We start from the raw sequence: 13191 nt of genomic DNA on the forward strand, positions 1-13191 counted from the left end.
TGAGGTTTCATGTCGCACTACGACAAGTTGGGTGAGCACGGGGAGATGTGGACCTATCTGGGCTTCGAGCCCTGGGAGCACCGTGGGATGGCGGGCGTGGCCCGGAAGATCACGATGACGAAGACCAGCCTGCTCGGGCCGGTGGCCCGGTACTATGCCTGGGATTACGTCGTCTGGCGGCACGGCGGGGACGCCGATGTCGACTACCTGATGCGGGAGTGGAAGCCCATGCCGGACGTCATCATGCAGCGTTTTCTCCTGGTCGGCTCCTCCCTGCGCGGGCGGAGGGCGCGCAGCTTCCTCCTCGGCTTCAGGGGGTTTCTGGAGGTCTACGGCTACCTGCCCGGGGTCCAGTTCCACAAGAAGGTCGCGGACCTCGTCCCGCCCGTGGAGCTGGCATTGAAGGAGGAACGCGCCTGAGGCCCGCCCGACGGAAGGGCGTCCACGAGCACCCGTTCGGATCGGAGGGGGGACGGTTGTCCCCCCTCCTTTTGCGTTGCGCTATAATTAAGGAACCTAAGACATCCACATATTTTTCCGACCGTGGGAGAGGAGGCGTCGGCGGAAGCGGAGCAGCGGTTTCGTCTGCGGACGAGGGGGGATACGCCGCCTCAGGGGGACGCGTCCCAGGGCAGAAGACGAAAATTTTCGTTTTTTGAGGAGGAGAGGGTAAAATGCTTCTTGGATTGTTGGTTGGAGCGATGGTCTTTTTCGCCCTGTGCTACAGGCTTTACGGAGGCTACATGTCGCGAATCTACGGGCTGAGCGACAGCAACAAGACGCCGGCGGAGGCCATGTACGACGGCGTCGACTACTGTCCGGCACACCCTGCGGTCTTGCTGGGGCACCATTTTTCCTCCATTGCGGGTGCAGGCCCCATCGTCGGGCCCATTACGGCGGCGGGCATGTTCGGCTGGCTGCCCACCTATCTTTGGTGCGTCATCGGCTCCGCGTTCCTCGGCGGGCCCCACGACATGGGCGGACTCGTCTCCTCCATGAGGCACGAGGGCAAGTCCGTCGGGGAGGTCGTCGACCGTTGGATCGGCCGTGCCGGGAAGGTCCTCTTCCTGTGCTTCACCATTTTGACGTTGATTCTGGTCGTGGCCGTGTTCCTGCAGCTCTCCGCCAGCTCCTTCGCGTCGGATCCGGCCGTCGCGTTCGCGGCGACGCTCTACATCTTCATGGCCCTGATCTTCGGCCTCCTCATCTACCGCATGAACTGCCCGCTGTGGCTGATGACCATCATCATGGTGCCCATCATCATCTACGCCTGCTGGCTCGGCAACGGAAACCAATTGATCTCCCGCTACTTCTCCCTGTCCGGAAACCCCGTCCTCGAGTTCCATCAGGCCGGCATCGACATGCCTCTGGCGGACGCCGCCGCCTTCGACAAGGCCAAGACCAAGAACGCCGAGGCCGTCGCGGCCTATGCCGACTTCGACGCCTACAAGGCCGCCCGAGAGGCTCGCTTCCAGGAGCTGAAGGCGACGGACGAGGTGCTGCAGAAGAGCGGCGCCGCGAGCTACGAGGAGTTCGCCAAGGCCCAGAAAGCCCTCAATGTCAAGAACACGGAGAACTGGCGCTGGGTCCTGGTGGTCTACATCATCCTGGCCTCCGTGATGCCGGTCTGGCTGCTGCTTCAGCCGCGCGACTACCTGGCCTCCTACTTCCTCTACTTCGCCGTCATCATCGGCACCATCGGCATGGTGCTGGGCAGCAGCAAATTCACCGTCGAGCTGCCCGCCTTCAAGGGGTTCGTCGCCGGCAACAATTACCTGTGGCCGATGCTCTTCATCATCGTGGCCTGCGGCGCGCTCTCCGGGTTCCACTCCCTGGTGGGAAGCGGCACGACCTCCAAGCAGATCCGCAGGGAAAAGGACTCCGTCCTGGTGGGATACGGATCCATGCTGATCGAGGGGCTCGTGGCGGTCATCGCCCTGGGGACGATCATGATCTCCGGGGAACTCCTGGGGGACCCCAGCGCCACCTACGCTACGGGATTCGGCCGCTTTGCCGCGCTGATCGGCATCGACCCCAAGATCGGAAAATCCCTGGGGCTCCTGGCCCTCAACAGCTTCCTTCTGACCTCGCTGGACACGGCCACGCGCCTGACCCGCTACCAGATCCAGGAGCTGACCAACATGAAGGTCGACCGTTACACGGCGACGTTCATCGCCGTCGCGGCCGCGATGGGGCTGCTTTTGACCAAGACGCACACGGCCACCGGCGCGGCCATTCCGGTGTGGAAGGTCATCTGGCCGGTGTTCGGGGCCGCCAATCAGCTGGTCGGCGCGCTCGTTCTGCTGGCCCTGGCCGTCTGGGTCGCCCGGGCTCTGAAGAAGCCCAACAAGTGGCTGATGATCCCCATGTGGTTCATGCTGATCACGACGGTCGCGGCCCTGGGGCTGATGGTCCGCGACAACCTGATCAACGCGGCGAAGCCCAACTGGGTCCTGGGCGGCATGGCCATCCTTCTTCTGGTGCTCGCCCTTCTGATGGTCCTTCAGGCGTTCTCCGCCCTGAACCGCAGGGACGGCACGCCGCTGAGCCACGCCGGGGACTAGCGCTCCCAACATCGAAAGGCACGTCCGTACGAGACGAGGCCGGGGGGCACCCCCCGGCCTCGTCTCGTACGGAATTTTGGCCCCAGGGCGCCGGGAGCTACACGGCGCAGTGGTCGTGATCGTGATCGTGGTCGTAATGCTTCATCGGGATGGCCTCCATCCCGTGCTTCACGCGATAGTCGTTGATGGCCATGTGGATGGCCTCCTCCGCCAGGACGGAACAGTGCATCTTGATGGGCGGCAGGCCGTCGAGCGCCTCGGCTACGGCGCTGTTCGTCATATCCCACGCCTCCTCGACGGTCTTGCCCTTGATGAGCTCCGTCGCCATGCTGGACGACGCGATGGCCGACGCGCAACCGAAGGTCTTGAACTTGACGTCCTCGATGACGTTGTCCCTGACCTTGAGATAGATCTTCATGATGTCCCCGCACTTGGGGTTTCCGGCCTCGCCGATGCCGTCGGCGTTCTCGATCTCCCCCACGTTGCGGGGGTTGCTGAAATGGTCCATAACCTTTTCGCTGTAATTCATCGCCATTTTTTCTTCCCCCTCAGGAATGCGTATGTCGCTTCTCCGTCCTCACGCTAACGGCCGCCGTTCTTCTTCAGAAAATCCTCCCAGAGCGGCGACATGGAACGGCGCCGGGCCACGATCTCCGGCAGGACCTCCAGGACGTAGTCGACCTGCTCGTCGGTCGTCCCCCGTCCCAGGGTCATCCGGAGCGAGCCGTGCGCCATCTCGTGCGACAGCCCCAGCGCCATGAGAACATGGGAGGGGTCGAGCGAGCCGGAGGAACAGGCGCTGCCCGTGGAGGCCGAGATTCCCTTGGAGTCCAGGTCCAGCAGCAGGGTCTCCCCCTCGATGCCGATGAAACTGAAGTTCGTGTTGTTCGGCAGCCGTTCGTCCCCGCGCGCGCCGTTCAGCTTAGCGTGGGGTATTTTGCTCAGGACCCCGTCGATCAGCCTGTCCCGCAGGGCGCAGAGACGAGGCTTCTCCTGAGGCAGACGCGCCTTCATCCTCTCGAAGGCGGCCCCCAGTCCCACGATCCCCGCGATGTTCTCGGTGCTGGCGCGGCGGCCCTTCTCCTGACCGCCGCCGTGGATGAAGTTCTCGAGCCGTAAACCCTTGCGCAGGTAGAGGACCCCCGTCCCCTTGGGCCCATACATCTTGTGCCCCGACAGGGACAGCATGTCGATGTTCAGGGCCTTGACGTCGATGTCCAGCTGGGCCGCAGCCTGGACGGCATCCGTATGGAACAGGACGCCCCTCTCGCGGCACAGGGCCCCGATCGGTCCCACGGGCTGGATGGTCCCCACCTCGTTGTTGGCGAACATCACGGAGACCAGGACGGTCTTGTCCGTCATGGCGGCCTCCAGATCCTCCAGGCGCACGCGCCCTTCGGCATCCACGGGCAGATAGGTCACGCGGAAGCCCTCCACCTTCTCCAGGTACTCCGCGGTGTGAAGGATGCCGTGGTGCTCGATCTTCGTCGTGATCAGATGGTCTCCCTTGCTCCTCAGGCGCTCCAGGGTCCCCTTCAGGGCCCAGTTGTCGGCCTCGGTCCCGCTGCCGGTGAAGAATATTTCGTCCGGACCGGCGTTCAGGGCCTCGGCGACCTGATTGCGCGCCGCGTCGATCGCCTTTCTGCTCTTCGAGGCGAAGGAGTAGACGGACGAAGGGTTGCCGAAGAGCTCCGTGAAATAGGGCATCATCACGGCCAGGACTTCGGGGTCCGTCGGTGTCGTCGCCGCGTAATCGAGATATACGTTCTGCATTGTTACCCCCTCCAGTTCAAAGTGAGTCGGAATCCTTGCCCGCAACATCCCCGCCCCCGAGAAACATCCCGTCCCGGATCAGGGCTTCGAGGGTCGTCGTCGTCAGGATTTCGTCGATCGAATTCTTGACCTTCCGCCATAGATGGAACGTGGGACAGTCGGGCGCATTTTTGCATCCGGCCTCCGTCTGACAATCTCCGAAGGCAATGGACTCCCCCAGGGCGTCCACGACCTCCGCAATGGTGATCTCCCCTGCGGGCCGCGCCAGGAGGTACCCTCCCTGCGCGCCTCGCACGCTGCGCAGGATGTTGCCCCGCCGCAGCCTGGCGAAGAGCTGCTCCAGATAATTGGCGGGAATGTCCTGGCGTCTGGCGATATCACTGACGGCGACAGGCCCGTCCCCGTCCTGTGCGCAGAGGTCGGAAAGGGCCCGCAGACCGTATCGTGTGGTGGTCGACAACTTCATAGAAGAATCCTCCTCCCCGATCTCAGGCAGAGGATAGCATATCCGATAATTCTTATCAAGATTATCCTCATCCTTGTTTCGGCGGATTTCTCGCTGTCGTGTTATAGTTCTGGAGAAGAAATAACGAAAAAATAACGCTGTGAGCTTAAAATGTACAAAATAGCTTCCCGACAGGGAAAGGAGATGCTTGCGATGAGGGACGGAACGGTAACGATGGCTTTGGACTTTCCGAACGGGCTGCCCAAGCGGCCCGCGTTCGACCCCCAATACCGCCGCGCGCCCGACAGAGGGCACACCCTGAACGAACGGGAGACGGTGCTGGCGCTCAAGAACGCGCTGCGCTACATCCCGGAACGATTCCACAGGGAACTGGCGCCGGAGTTTCTGGAGGAGCTGCGCACCCGCGGCCGGATCTACGGCTACCGCTTCCGCCCCGAGGGGCGGCTTTGGGGAAAGCCCATCGACGAGTACAAGGGGCTCTGCACGGAGGGCCGGGCGTTCCAGGTGATGATCGACAACAACCTGGACTTCGACATCGCGCTCTACCCCTACGAGCTCGTCACCTACGGCGAGACGGGACAGGTGTGCCAGAACTGGATGCAGTACCTCCTCATCAAGAAGTACCTGGAGGTGCTGACGCCCGACCAGACGCTTGTCGTGGAGTCCGGACACCCGCTGGGGCTGTTCCGCTCCAAGCCCTCGGCGCCGCGCGTCGTCATCACCAACGCGATGATGGTGGGGCTCTTCGACAACCAGGAGGAGTGGCACCGCGCCATGCAGCTCGGCGTGGCGAACTACGGGCAGATGACCGCGGGCGGCTGGATGTACATCGGCCCTCAGGGCATCGTGCACGGGACGTTCAACACGGTGCTGAACGCTGGGCGCATGAAGTTCGGCGACACCCCCGACGTGCTCAGGGGACGCCTCTTCGTCACCTCGGGCCTGGGCGGCATGAGCGGCGCCCAGCCCAAGGCGGCCGACATCGCGGGCTGCGTATCGATCACGGCCGAGGTGGACGAGTCCCGCATCGAGACCCGGCACAGCCAGGGCTGGGTCAAGGAGATCGCCAGGACGCCCAAGGAGGCGTTCGACCGTGCTCACGCCCTGATGAAGGGATCCGAGGTCCGCTCCATCGCCTTCCACGGCAACGTGGTGGACCTGCTCCAGTACGCGGTGGACAACCATATCGGGATCGACCTGCTCTCCGACCAGACGAGCTGCCATGCGGCCTACGACGGCGGATACTGTCCCGCGGGCATCACCTTCGAGGAGCGCACGCGCCTCCTGAAGGAGGATCCCGCCAAGTTCCGCGTCCTGGTGGACGAGACGCTGAGGCGCCACTTCAAGCTGGTCAAGGCCCTGGTCGACAAGGGCACGTACTTCTTCGACTACGGCAACGCCTTCCTCCGCGCGGTCTTCGACGCGGGCGTGAAGGAGGTGGCGAAAAACGGACAGGACACCCACGAGGGCTTCATCTTCCCCAGCTACGTGGAGGACATCATGGGGCCCATGCTCTTCGACTTCGGCTACGGGCCGTTCCGCTGGTGCTGTCTGTCGCGGAACCCCGAGGACCTGAGAAAGACCGACAGGGCGGCGATGGACTGCATCGACCCGAACCGCCGTTTCCAGGACAAGGACAACTGGGTCTGGATCCGCGACGCGGAGAAGAATGCCCTGGTGGTCGGCACCCAGTGCCGCATCCTGTACCAGGATGCCGAGGGCCGCGTGCGCATCGCGCTGAAGTTCAACGAGATGGTCCGCAACGGGGAGATCGGCCCGGTGATGCTGGGCCGCGACCATCACGACGTCTCCGGGACGGACTCCCCCTACCGGGAGACGTCCAACATCAAGGACGGCAGCAACATCATGGCGGACATGGCCACGCAGTGCTTCGCGGGCAACGCGGCGCGCGGCATGAGCCTGGTGGCGCTGCACAACGGAGGCGGCGTGGGCATCGGCCGGTCGATCAACGGTGGGTTCGGCCTGGTGCTGGACGGCTCGTTCCGGGTGGACGAGATCATCAAGAGCGCCATGAGCTGGGACGTCATGGGCGGTGTGGCGCGAAGGGCCTGGGCCCGCAACGAGAACGCGCTCTCGACCGCCGCGGCGTTCAACGAGAAGCGCACGGGCGAGCACATCACCCTGCCCTACATCGCCGACGAGGCGTACCTGACGGAGCTGGTGGGAAATCCATCGACGGGAGGCTGAGCAAGCCACATGGATGACAGAGCCGCATACCGCATTCGGCGGATCGGGATCGAGGGGTTTCGAAGGCTGCGCTCGGTGGATATTGCGGTGAAGCCTTTCATGGTTCTGATCGGCGCCAATGGCGTGGGAAAGACCTCGTTGCTGGACGCCCTTACCCTCCTGTCCGCTTCGGCCGCGGGAAAGCTGGGGGAGACCCTGTCCCGGTTCGGGGGGGTCGCAAAATTGCTCACTCGCAGCAAATGTGGGGGGATCACCTTGTCGGTGGAGATGGAGGTCCCCGGCCACGAGCCACTCATGTATCGGCTTCGACTGGAGTCCGAGGGGGTGGGATTTTCCATCGCCGAGGAGACGCTGTCGCAACGCAAACTGGGGTATGCTCAGCCCTTCCTCCATATCGATTCCCGCCACGGAAGAATTCAATATTTCAACGCAGAGGCAGGGAAGCTCGACGCCCCGAATTGGGACTACAACCCCGTGGAGACAGCCCTTGCGCAGGTTCCCAAGATGTTCCGCCAGCCGGAGGCCCTGCGGCGCATTCTGGCGACCGCTACGCAGTATCACGCCTTGGACGTGGGAAACCGTGCCCCGGTGAGGCTGCCCCAGTCTGTGAAGCCCGTGGGACTCCCGGGGGCCAATGGAGAGGATCTTCTCCCGTTCCTGTACGCTCTGCGGGAGAGTAACCGGTCGCGCTTCGACGCGGTGACGGATGCCCTGAAGGCGGCGTTCCCGGACTTTGAGGCGTTGAGCTTTCCGCCCGCGGCCTCCGGGATGCTGGCGTTGTCCTGGAAGGACAAAAAGTTTTCCAGCCCGATGTATGCAGACGAGCTTTCCGAGGGCACCCTGCGCTTTCTCTGGCTGACGGCGCTGCTCCAGAGCCCAGAGCTCCCGATGATGACGCTGATCGACGAGCCCGAGGTAAGTCTGCACCCCGAGCTTCTGGCCTTGTTATCCGATCTGATGCGGGAGGCCTCCGGCAGGACGCAGCTGATCGTCGCGACCCATTCCGACCGATTCGTCCGCTTTTTGAAGCCGGAGGAGGTCTATGTGATGGATGTCGGCGAGGAAGGGGAGGCGACGGTGACCCCTGCGGACGCCCTGGGTCTCGAGACCTGGCTCGAAGATTATGCTTTGGACGAGGTCTGGCGGATGGGGCGGATGGGAGGGCGGGCGTGAAGATCTCGATTATCGTGGAAGGAAGGACGGAGACGGCCTTTAAGGAGGCCCTCTCCGATTTTTTGAGAACACGGATTGCCCGGATGCCAAAATTGGATTTCGTCCCCCAAGACGGTCGCGTTCCCAAGGGAGAAAAATTGAAACGGTTGGTGCTGGCCCTGCTGGCGGACGGAACGGATCACGTTGTCGCGCTGACGGACGTCTACACGGGAACCCGACCGCCCGATTTCCATGACGCCGACGACGCGAAGAGAAAGATGCTCGGCTGGGTAGGGGAGGAGCCGCGATTTCACCCCCACGCGGCACAGCACGATTTCGAGGCGTGGCTGTTGCCCTATTGGACGACGATTCAGAAGATGGCCGGGCATAACAAGAACGTGCCCTCGAAAAATCCAGAGTCCGTCGATCACGGCAAACCTCCCGCGTATTGGATCAAGGAGGTCTTTGAAGCGGGAAGCCGTTGCAGGAGCTACTCCAAGCCCCGCGACGCCAAGGCAATACTGAGAGACAAGGATCTGTCCGTTGCGATCGAACAATGTCCGGAGCTCAAGGCCTTCATCAACACGATCCTGAGCTTGTCCAAGGTCCCGGTCATTCCATAGGCCCAAAGGTAAAACAACGGCTGCGAGTTTGGACATCCTGCCGATAGCGCCATAAAATCGAGAGTACGGCTGCTCGGCTTTATTCTGGGAGGAGATGAAGACGATGAGAAAGTTCTTTGCCGCGCTGTGCTTTTGGGTTCTTCTGGCGGGAACCGCGACGGCGCTGAGCGACCCGGAATACCGCGAGATGATGAAGGAGCCGGAGTTCGCCGCCGCGGATCGGGCCCTGAACGAGGCCTGGGCCGAGGCGAAGCGGTCCATGCCGAAGTCCGCGTTCGAGGAACTGAAGAAGCAACAGAGGGACTGGAACGCCAAGGGACGGGACGCGGAGGCCAGGGTCTTGATGGACGAAGGGAGCATGACCGCCCTCCAGGCCTACACCGAGGTGACGAACGGCCGGGCGGACCACATCCGGGAGGCCCTGGACGTCGCCCTTCTGAAGGCCCTGACCGACGGAGCCCCCGGCTACTATGTCCGAAGGGGCGAGGACGGCAAGGAAAACGGATGGCTGAAGGTCCGCCAGAGGGACCGCTCCCGCCCCGAGCTGGAGGCGGAGGTCGAGGCGGTGCTCGTGCTCAGGCCGGACAACGTCCGATCGGGCGCACTCTCCGGCCGGGGCGACCTCAAGGACGGCACCGCCGAGATCGTCAACCCGGAGGACGAGGAGGGGAAAATGACCGTGACCTTCGAGGGGGACAGGGCGACGGTGACCACCACGGACGCGTTCAAGGAGGGCGGCTGGTGCGGTATGGGGGTGGAGCTGGACGGGGTCTACGTCCGGCAGAAGCTCAGGAAATAGCGCATCGTGCCGGCGTTGGGATCGAGGGCCCGGGGATTTCCCCCGGGCCCTGTCGCGTCCGCCAGGCTGGCCCATCGATTCCACTCGCACGAACGGCCTGAAACCGAGATCGCCGCCTTCATCGAATCTGGAGCTGGACCGCGTGTCCCTCCCTCAGCGACTCCCTCAGATCCAGAACGCGCTGGTTCCCGGAGCCCCGGTAAAGCAGCCCCAAACTGCGCCGACCGATGAGGAAGGGGCCGTCCACGAGGACGTCCGACGCCTCCAGCAGGCGGCGCCATCCGGGCCTCCCGTCCCGATGCTCCAGCAGGAACTCGAAGGTGTAGCCGGTCCAGGTCATCACGTCGTACCCGCGCGCATGCGCCCCCTCGGCCAGCTCGGCGAAGGGGCCAGCCTGCTCGAAGGGCTCTCCGCCGCTCAGGCTCAGGCCGTCCAGGAGTGGGTTCGACGCCATCCGGGCGAGGATCGCGCCGGGCTCCATCAGCATCCCGCCCGTGTAAGAATGGGTCTGCGGGTTGTGGCAGCCGGGGCATCGGTGCGGACACCCCTGGGCGAAGACCACAAACCGAATGCCGGGCCCGTCCACGAACGACTCCTCGACGATCCCCGCCACGCGAAGCCTCGTGGACGCCCCTTCAAGGGGTTTCATTTTCCCGGGCCTATCGCTGCTCCGTCCCGGCGTGGCGCACACGGTCGTGCTCCTCGGCCTTCTTGGCGTCGTTGAACCGGTCGAGCGTCCCCACCAGGTAGCCCGTGATCCTCCGGATGCGCTCGAACCGCACCCCGCCCTCCGAGCGCCCGCAGCCCGGGCAGACGTCCTCGATCACGCCCGTGTAGCCGCAGACAGGGTCGCGGTCCAGCGGGTGGTTGATGGCCCCGTACCCGATCCCCGCCTCCTTCATGGCACGCACCACCTTCTCGAACGCCTTGAGGTTGCGGGACGGGTCGCCGTCCATCTCGATGTAGGTGATGTGCCCCGCGTTGGTCAGCTCGTGGTAGGGCGCCTCCAATCGAATCTTGTCGAACGCGCCGATCTTGTGGTGGACGGGGATGTGAAAACTGTTGGTGTAGTAGTCCCGGTCGGTGATCCCCTCGATCGGGCCGAAGCGCTTCCGGTCCATCCGCACGAAACGCCCGGAAAGCCCCTCCGCGGGGGTCGCCAGCAGGGTGAAGTTGAGCCCGTACTTTCGGGCGGCCTCGTCCATGCGCGAACGCATGTGGCCGACGATCTCCAGGCCCAGGGCCTGCGACGCCTCGCTCTCGCCATGATGCTTTCCGGTCAGGGCCTTGAGGCACTCCGCCAGGCCGATGAAGCCCACGGACAACGATCCGTGCCGCAGCACCTCCCGAACCTCGTCGTTCCAGCCCAATTTCTCGGAGTCCATCCAAACCCCCTGCCCCATCAGGAAAGGAAAGTTCTTGACCTTCTTCCTGGACTGGATCTCAAGTCGGTCCAGCAGCTGCCGGATCACCAGGTCGATCCGCTCGTCCAGACGTTTGAAGAACTCCCCCCGGTTCCGGCCGCTCGTCAGGCCGAGACGCGGCAGGTTGACGCTGGAGAAGCTCAGGTTCCCGCGCCCCGTGACGACCTGGCGGTCGGGGTCCGCGACGTTGCCGATGACGCGCGTGCGGCAGCCCATGTAGGCGATCTCGGTATCCGCCTGCCCCGGACGGTAGTATTGGAGGTTGAAGGGGGCGTCGATGAACGCAAAGTTCGGGAAGAGCCGTTTGGCGCTGACGCGGCAGGCCAGCTGGAACAGGTCGTAATTCGGGTCGCGGAGGCTGTAGTTCAGCCCTTCCTTGACCTTGAAGATGCTCACGGGGAAGATGGGCGTCTCCCCGTTCCCCAGCCCGGCCTCCGTGGCCAGCAGCAGATTCCTGACGACCATGCGCCCCTCGGGCGAGGTGTCCGTGCCGTAGTTGAGGGAGCTGAACGGCACCTGTGCTCCGGCTCGGCTGTGCATGGTGTTCAGGTTGTGGACCAGGGCCTCCATGGCCTGATAGGTCTCTCGGTCCACCTCGCGCTCCGCCTCCCGAAGGGCCAGAGCCTGGGCGCGCCTCAGGGCCGGCGCGTCCCCGAAACGCCGTTCCAGGCGCTCGAACTCCCTAAGCTGGAAGGGCTCGGCCCTGTCCAAGGCAATCGTCCCGTCCGGGGAGCCCTGCAGCTCCTCGTGGAGAGCGCCGACCCACTCGGCGAGGTCGCCCTCGTCGGAGACCATGCCGAGGGCCTTGATCAGGTTCTTGCGGTAGAGTCCCCGAAAGGTCCTGGCCACGTAGGGCGCCAGGGCGAAGTCGAACGCGGGGATGCTCTGCCCGCCGTGCTGGTCGTTCTGGTTGGATTGAAGCGCGATGCAGGCCAGGGCAGCGGCGCTGCGGATCCCCGCGGGCTCGCGCAGCGTGCCGTGCCCCGTGCCGAACCCGCCCTTGAAGAGCCGGCGAAGATCGATCTGGCAGCAGGTGGTCGTTAGGGTGAGGAAGTCCATGTCGTGAATGTGGATATCGCCGTTACGGTGCGCCTCCGCGTGCTCGGGGCGCAAAACGAAGATCTCGTTGAAATACTTCGCTCCCTCGGAGCCGTAGCGGAGCATCGTCCCCATGGCGGTGTCGCCGTCGATGTTGGCGTTCTCCCGTTTCAGGTCGTTGTCCTGCGCTTCTCGAAAGGTGAGGTCCTCGTAGATGCCCATCAGGCGGCTTTTCATCTCGCGCGCCTGGCTCCGCCGAGCCCGATAGAGGATGTAGGCCTTCGCCGCCCGACCCCGGCCGGAATCGATGAGGACGTTCTCCACGATATCCTGGATCTCCTCCACCTGAGGGACGTGCCCCGAAAGCTCCTTCCCCATGCGCAGGACGACCTGTTCCGTCAGGGCCAGCGCCTCATCCTGCCGGGCGGGCTCCCCCGTATCCGCAGCAACCGCGGCCAAGGCCTTCAGAATGGCATCGGCAATCTTCTCCGCGTTGAAGGGCACCTCGCGCCCGTCCCGTTTTCTGATCTTTACGAACATGGAAGCCTCCTCGTCTTCTCGAGCCCCCGGCAGCCCATCAAAAAGCGCTCCTTCACGGATAACATGAAGGAGCGCCCAACCTGGAGGACAAGAAAAAGGAGGCCGGCACACCCTCCCTATCGTCCGTAGGGGTCGGTGTCTGCGGCCCAGGCAGGTCTTCTGACTTGGGATCCTCGGCCGTCTTCGCTCCTTCCCGGGCAAACCCGCCCAGTGAAACTATGCGAAACGCCTCCCCCTTCACAGCGGCGGGGACCGTGCAGGATTTGCGCCTGCTTCCCTCTTCGCCGGCCCGCGAGCCGGCACCTGCGCCTGAAGTATTCAATTGACATCATCAGGCCGTCCGAAAAACGGAACAAAAGAATCGGCGGCCCGAACGACGGCCTCATTATACAATAGGATCGGCCCACCCCAAAGGGCGGGGGAAAAAATTGCTCTTTCTCGTTCCAAGTTCTTACGAGCTTTTAAGAAAGGAAAACCATAAGATGCGCGAAGCCCCCCGGCCATTTTGGCTGGGGGGCTTCGTGTTGTATTCATACTGTTTTCTGGCGGCGACCTACTCTTCCGTATGTACCCCATACAGTACCATCGGCGCTCACAGGCTTAA

At 63.7% G+C, this 13191-nt stretch carries 11 protein-coding genes and 1 riboswitch; of the genes, 6 read left to right on the forward strand and 5 right to left on the reverse strand.

From position 1 onward, the window contains the following. Positions 1–9: 9 nt before the first annotated feature. Positions 10–420, forward strand: coding sequence for a hypothetical protein (locus tag EII26_RS06715; RefSeq protein ID WP_124888385.1), 411 nt, complete (start codon positions 10–12; stop codon positions 418–420). Positions 421–674: 254 nt separating this feature from the next. Next, entirely contained in the window at positions 675–2564 is a 1890-nt protein-coding gene (locus EII26_RS06720; RefSeq protein ID WP_233572645.1) for a carbon starvation CstA family protein, read from the forward strand. Between the two features lie 97 nt (positions 2565–2661). On the opposite strand, the gene nifU is transcribed toward EII26_RS06720, so the two are convergent. From nifU to EII26_RS06735, 3 genes are read right to left on the reverse strand one after another with little or no spacing between them, the layout of a single operon-like run. Next, entirely contained in the window at positions 2662–3093 is a 432-nt protein-coding gene (gene nifU / locus EII26_RS06725) for a Fe-S cluster assembly scaffold protein NifU (protein ID WP_124888395.1), read from the reverse strand. Positions 3094–3146: 53 nt separating this feature from the next. Continuing rightward, positions 3147–4337, reverse strand: coding sequence for a cysteine desulfurase NifS (gene nifS, locus EII26_RS06730; RefSeq protein ID WP_124888386.1), 1191 nt, complete (start codon positions 4335–4337; stop codon positions 3147–3149). Positions 4338–4353: 16 nt separating this feature from the next. Next, positions 4354–4803 (reverse strand): RrF2 family transcriptional regulator, encoded by a 450-nt coding sequence (locus tag EII26_RS06735; protein WP_124888387.1) that lies wholly within the window; start codon positions 4801–4803, stop codon positions 4354–4356. 192 nt (positions 4804–4995) lie between these two features. Between EII26_RS06735 and EII26_RS06740 the strand changes: the two genes are divergently transcribed. The 4 genes from EII26_RS06740 to EII26_RS06755 all read left to right on the forward strand — a co-directional run bounded on the left by EII26_RS06740 (position 4996) and on the right by EII26_RS06755 (position 9585). Further along, on the forward strand, positions 4996–7011 hold the full coding sequence (locus EII26_RS06740) for a urocanate hydratase (protein ID WP_233572646.1): 2016 nt from the start codon (positions 4996–4998) through the stop codon (positions 7009–7011). Positions 7012–7020: 9 nt separating this feature from the next. Then, positions 7021–8184: an AAA family ATPase gene (locus EII26_RS06745; RefSeq protein ID WP_124888388.1), complete on the forward strand. Its 1164-nt coding sequence runs from the start codon at positions 7021–7023 to the stop codon at positions 8182–8184. Beyond that, positions 8181–8786 (forward strand): DUF4276 family protein, encoded by a 606-nt coding sequence (locus EII26_RS06750; RefSeq protein ID WP_124888389.1) that lies wholly within the window; start codon positions 8181–8183, stop codon positions 8784–8786. The genes EII26_RS06745 and EII26_RS06750 overlap by 4 nt, the downstream gene beginning before the upstream one ends. A 103-nt stretch (positions 8787–8889) precedes the next feature. Beyond that, a complete protein-coding gene (locus EII26_RS06755; protein WP_158612194.1) occupies positions 8890–9585 on the forward strand; it encodes a lysozyme inhibitor LprI family protein in 696 nt (231 codons plus the stop codon). A gap of 118 nt (positions 9586–9703) precedes the next feature. Here the strand turns inward: EII26_RS06755 and EII26_RS06760 are convergent, their stop codons facing one another. After that, positions 9704–10198, reverse strand: a complete 495-nt coding sequence (locus EII26_RS06760; protein ID WP_233572647.1) for a 4Fe-4S cluster-binding domain-containing protein — start codon at positions 10196–10198, stop codon at positions 9704–9706. A gap of 46 nt (positions 10199–10244) precedes the next feature. Further along, positions 10245–12587, reverse strand: a complete 2343-nt coding sequence (locus EII26_RS06765; RefSeq protein ID WP_124888392.1) for an anaerobic ribonucleoside triphosphate reductase — start codon at positions 12585–12587, stop codon at positions 10245–10247. A 132-nt stretch (positions 12588–12719) separates the two neighbouring features. After that, a riboswitch (cobalamin riboswitch) is annotated at positions 12720–12909 on the reverse strand. Positions 12910–13191 lie beyond the last annotated feature (282 nt).

The sequence above is a fragment of the Fretibacterium sp. OH1220_COT-178 genome (genome assembly GCF_003860125.1).
GTDB lineage: Bacteria > Synergistota > Synergistia > Synergistales > Aminobacteriaceae > CAJPSE01.

Excerpts from the sequence above, each read along its gene's own strand:
- EII26_RS06715 (WP_124888385.1), top strand. The coding sequence starts at position 10 with ATGTCGCACTACGACAAGTTGGGTGAGCACGGGGAGATGTGGACCTAT.
- EII26_RS06720 (WP_233572645.1), top strand. The coding sequence starts at position 675 with ATGCTTCTTGGATTGTTGGTTGGAGCGATGGTCTTTTTCGCCCTGTGC.
- nifU (WP_124888395.1), bottom strand. The coding sequence starts at position 3,093 with ATGAATTACAGCGAAAAGGTTATGGACCATTTCAGCAACCCCCGCAAC.
- nifS (WP_124888386.1), bottom strand. The coding sequence starts at position 4,337 with ATGCAGAACGTATATCTCGATTACGCGGCGACGACACCGACGGACCCC.
- EII26_RS06735 (WP_124888387.1), bottom strand. The coding sequence starts at position 4,803 with ATGAAGTTGTCGACCACCACACGATACGGTCTGCGGGCCCTTTCCGAC.
- EII26_RS06740 (WP_233572646.1), top strand. The coding sequence starts at position 4,996 with ATGAGGGACGGAACGGTAACGATGGCTTTGGACTTTCCGAACGGGCTG.
- EII26_RS06745 (WP_124888388.1), top strand. The coding sequence starts at position 7,021 with ATGGATGACAGAGCCGCATACCGCATTCGGCGGATCGGGATCGAGGGG.
- EII26_RS06755 (WP_158612194.1), top strand. The coding sequence starts at position 8,890 with ATGAGAAAGTTCTTTGCCGCGCTGTGCTTTTGGGTTCTTCTGGCGGGA.
- EII26_RS06765 (WP_124888392.1), bottom strand. The coding sequence starts at position 12,587 with ATGTTCGTAAAGATCAGAAAACGGGACGGGCGCGAGGTGCCCTTCAAC.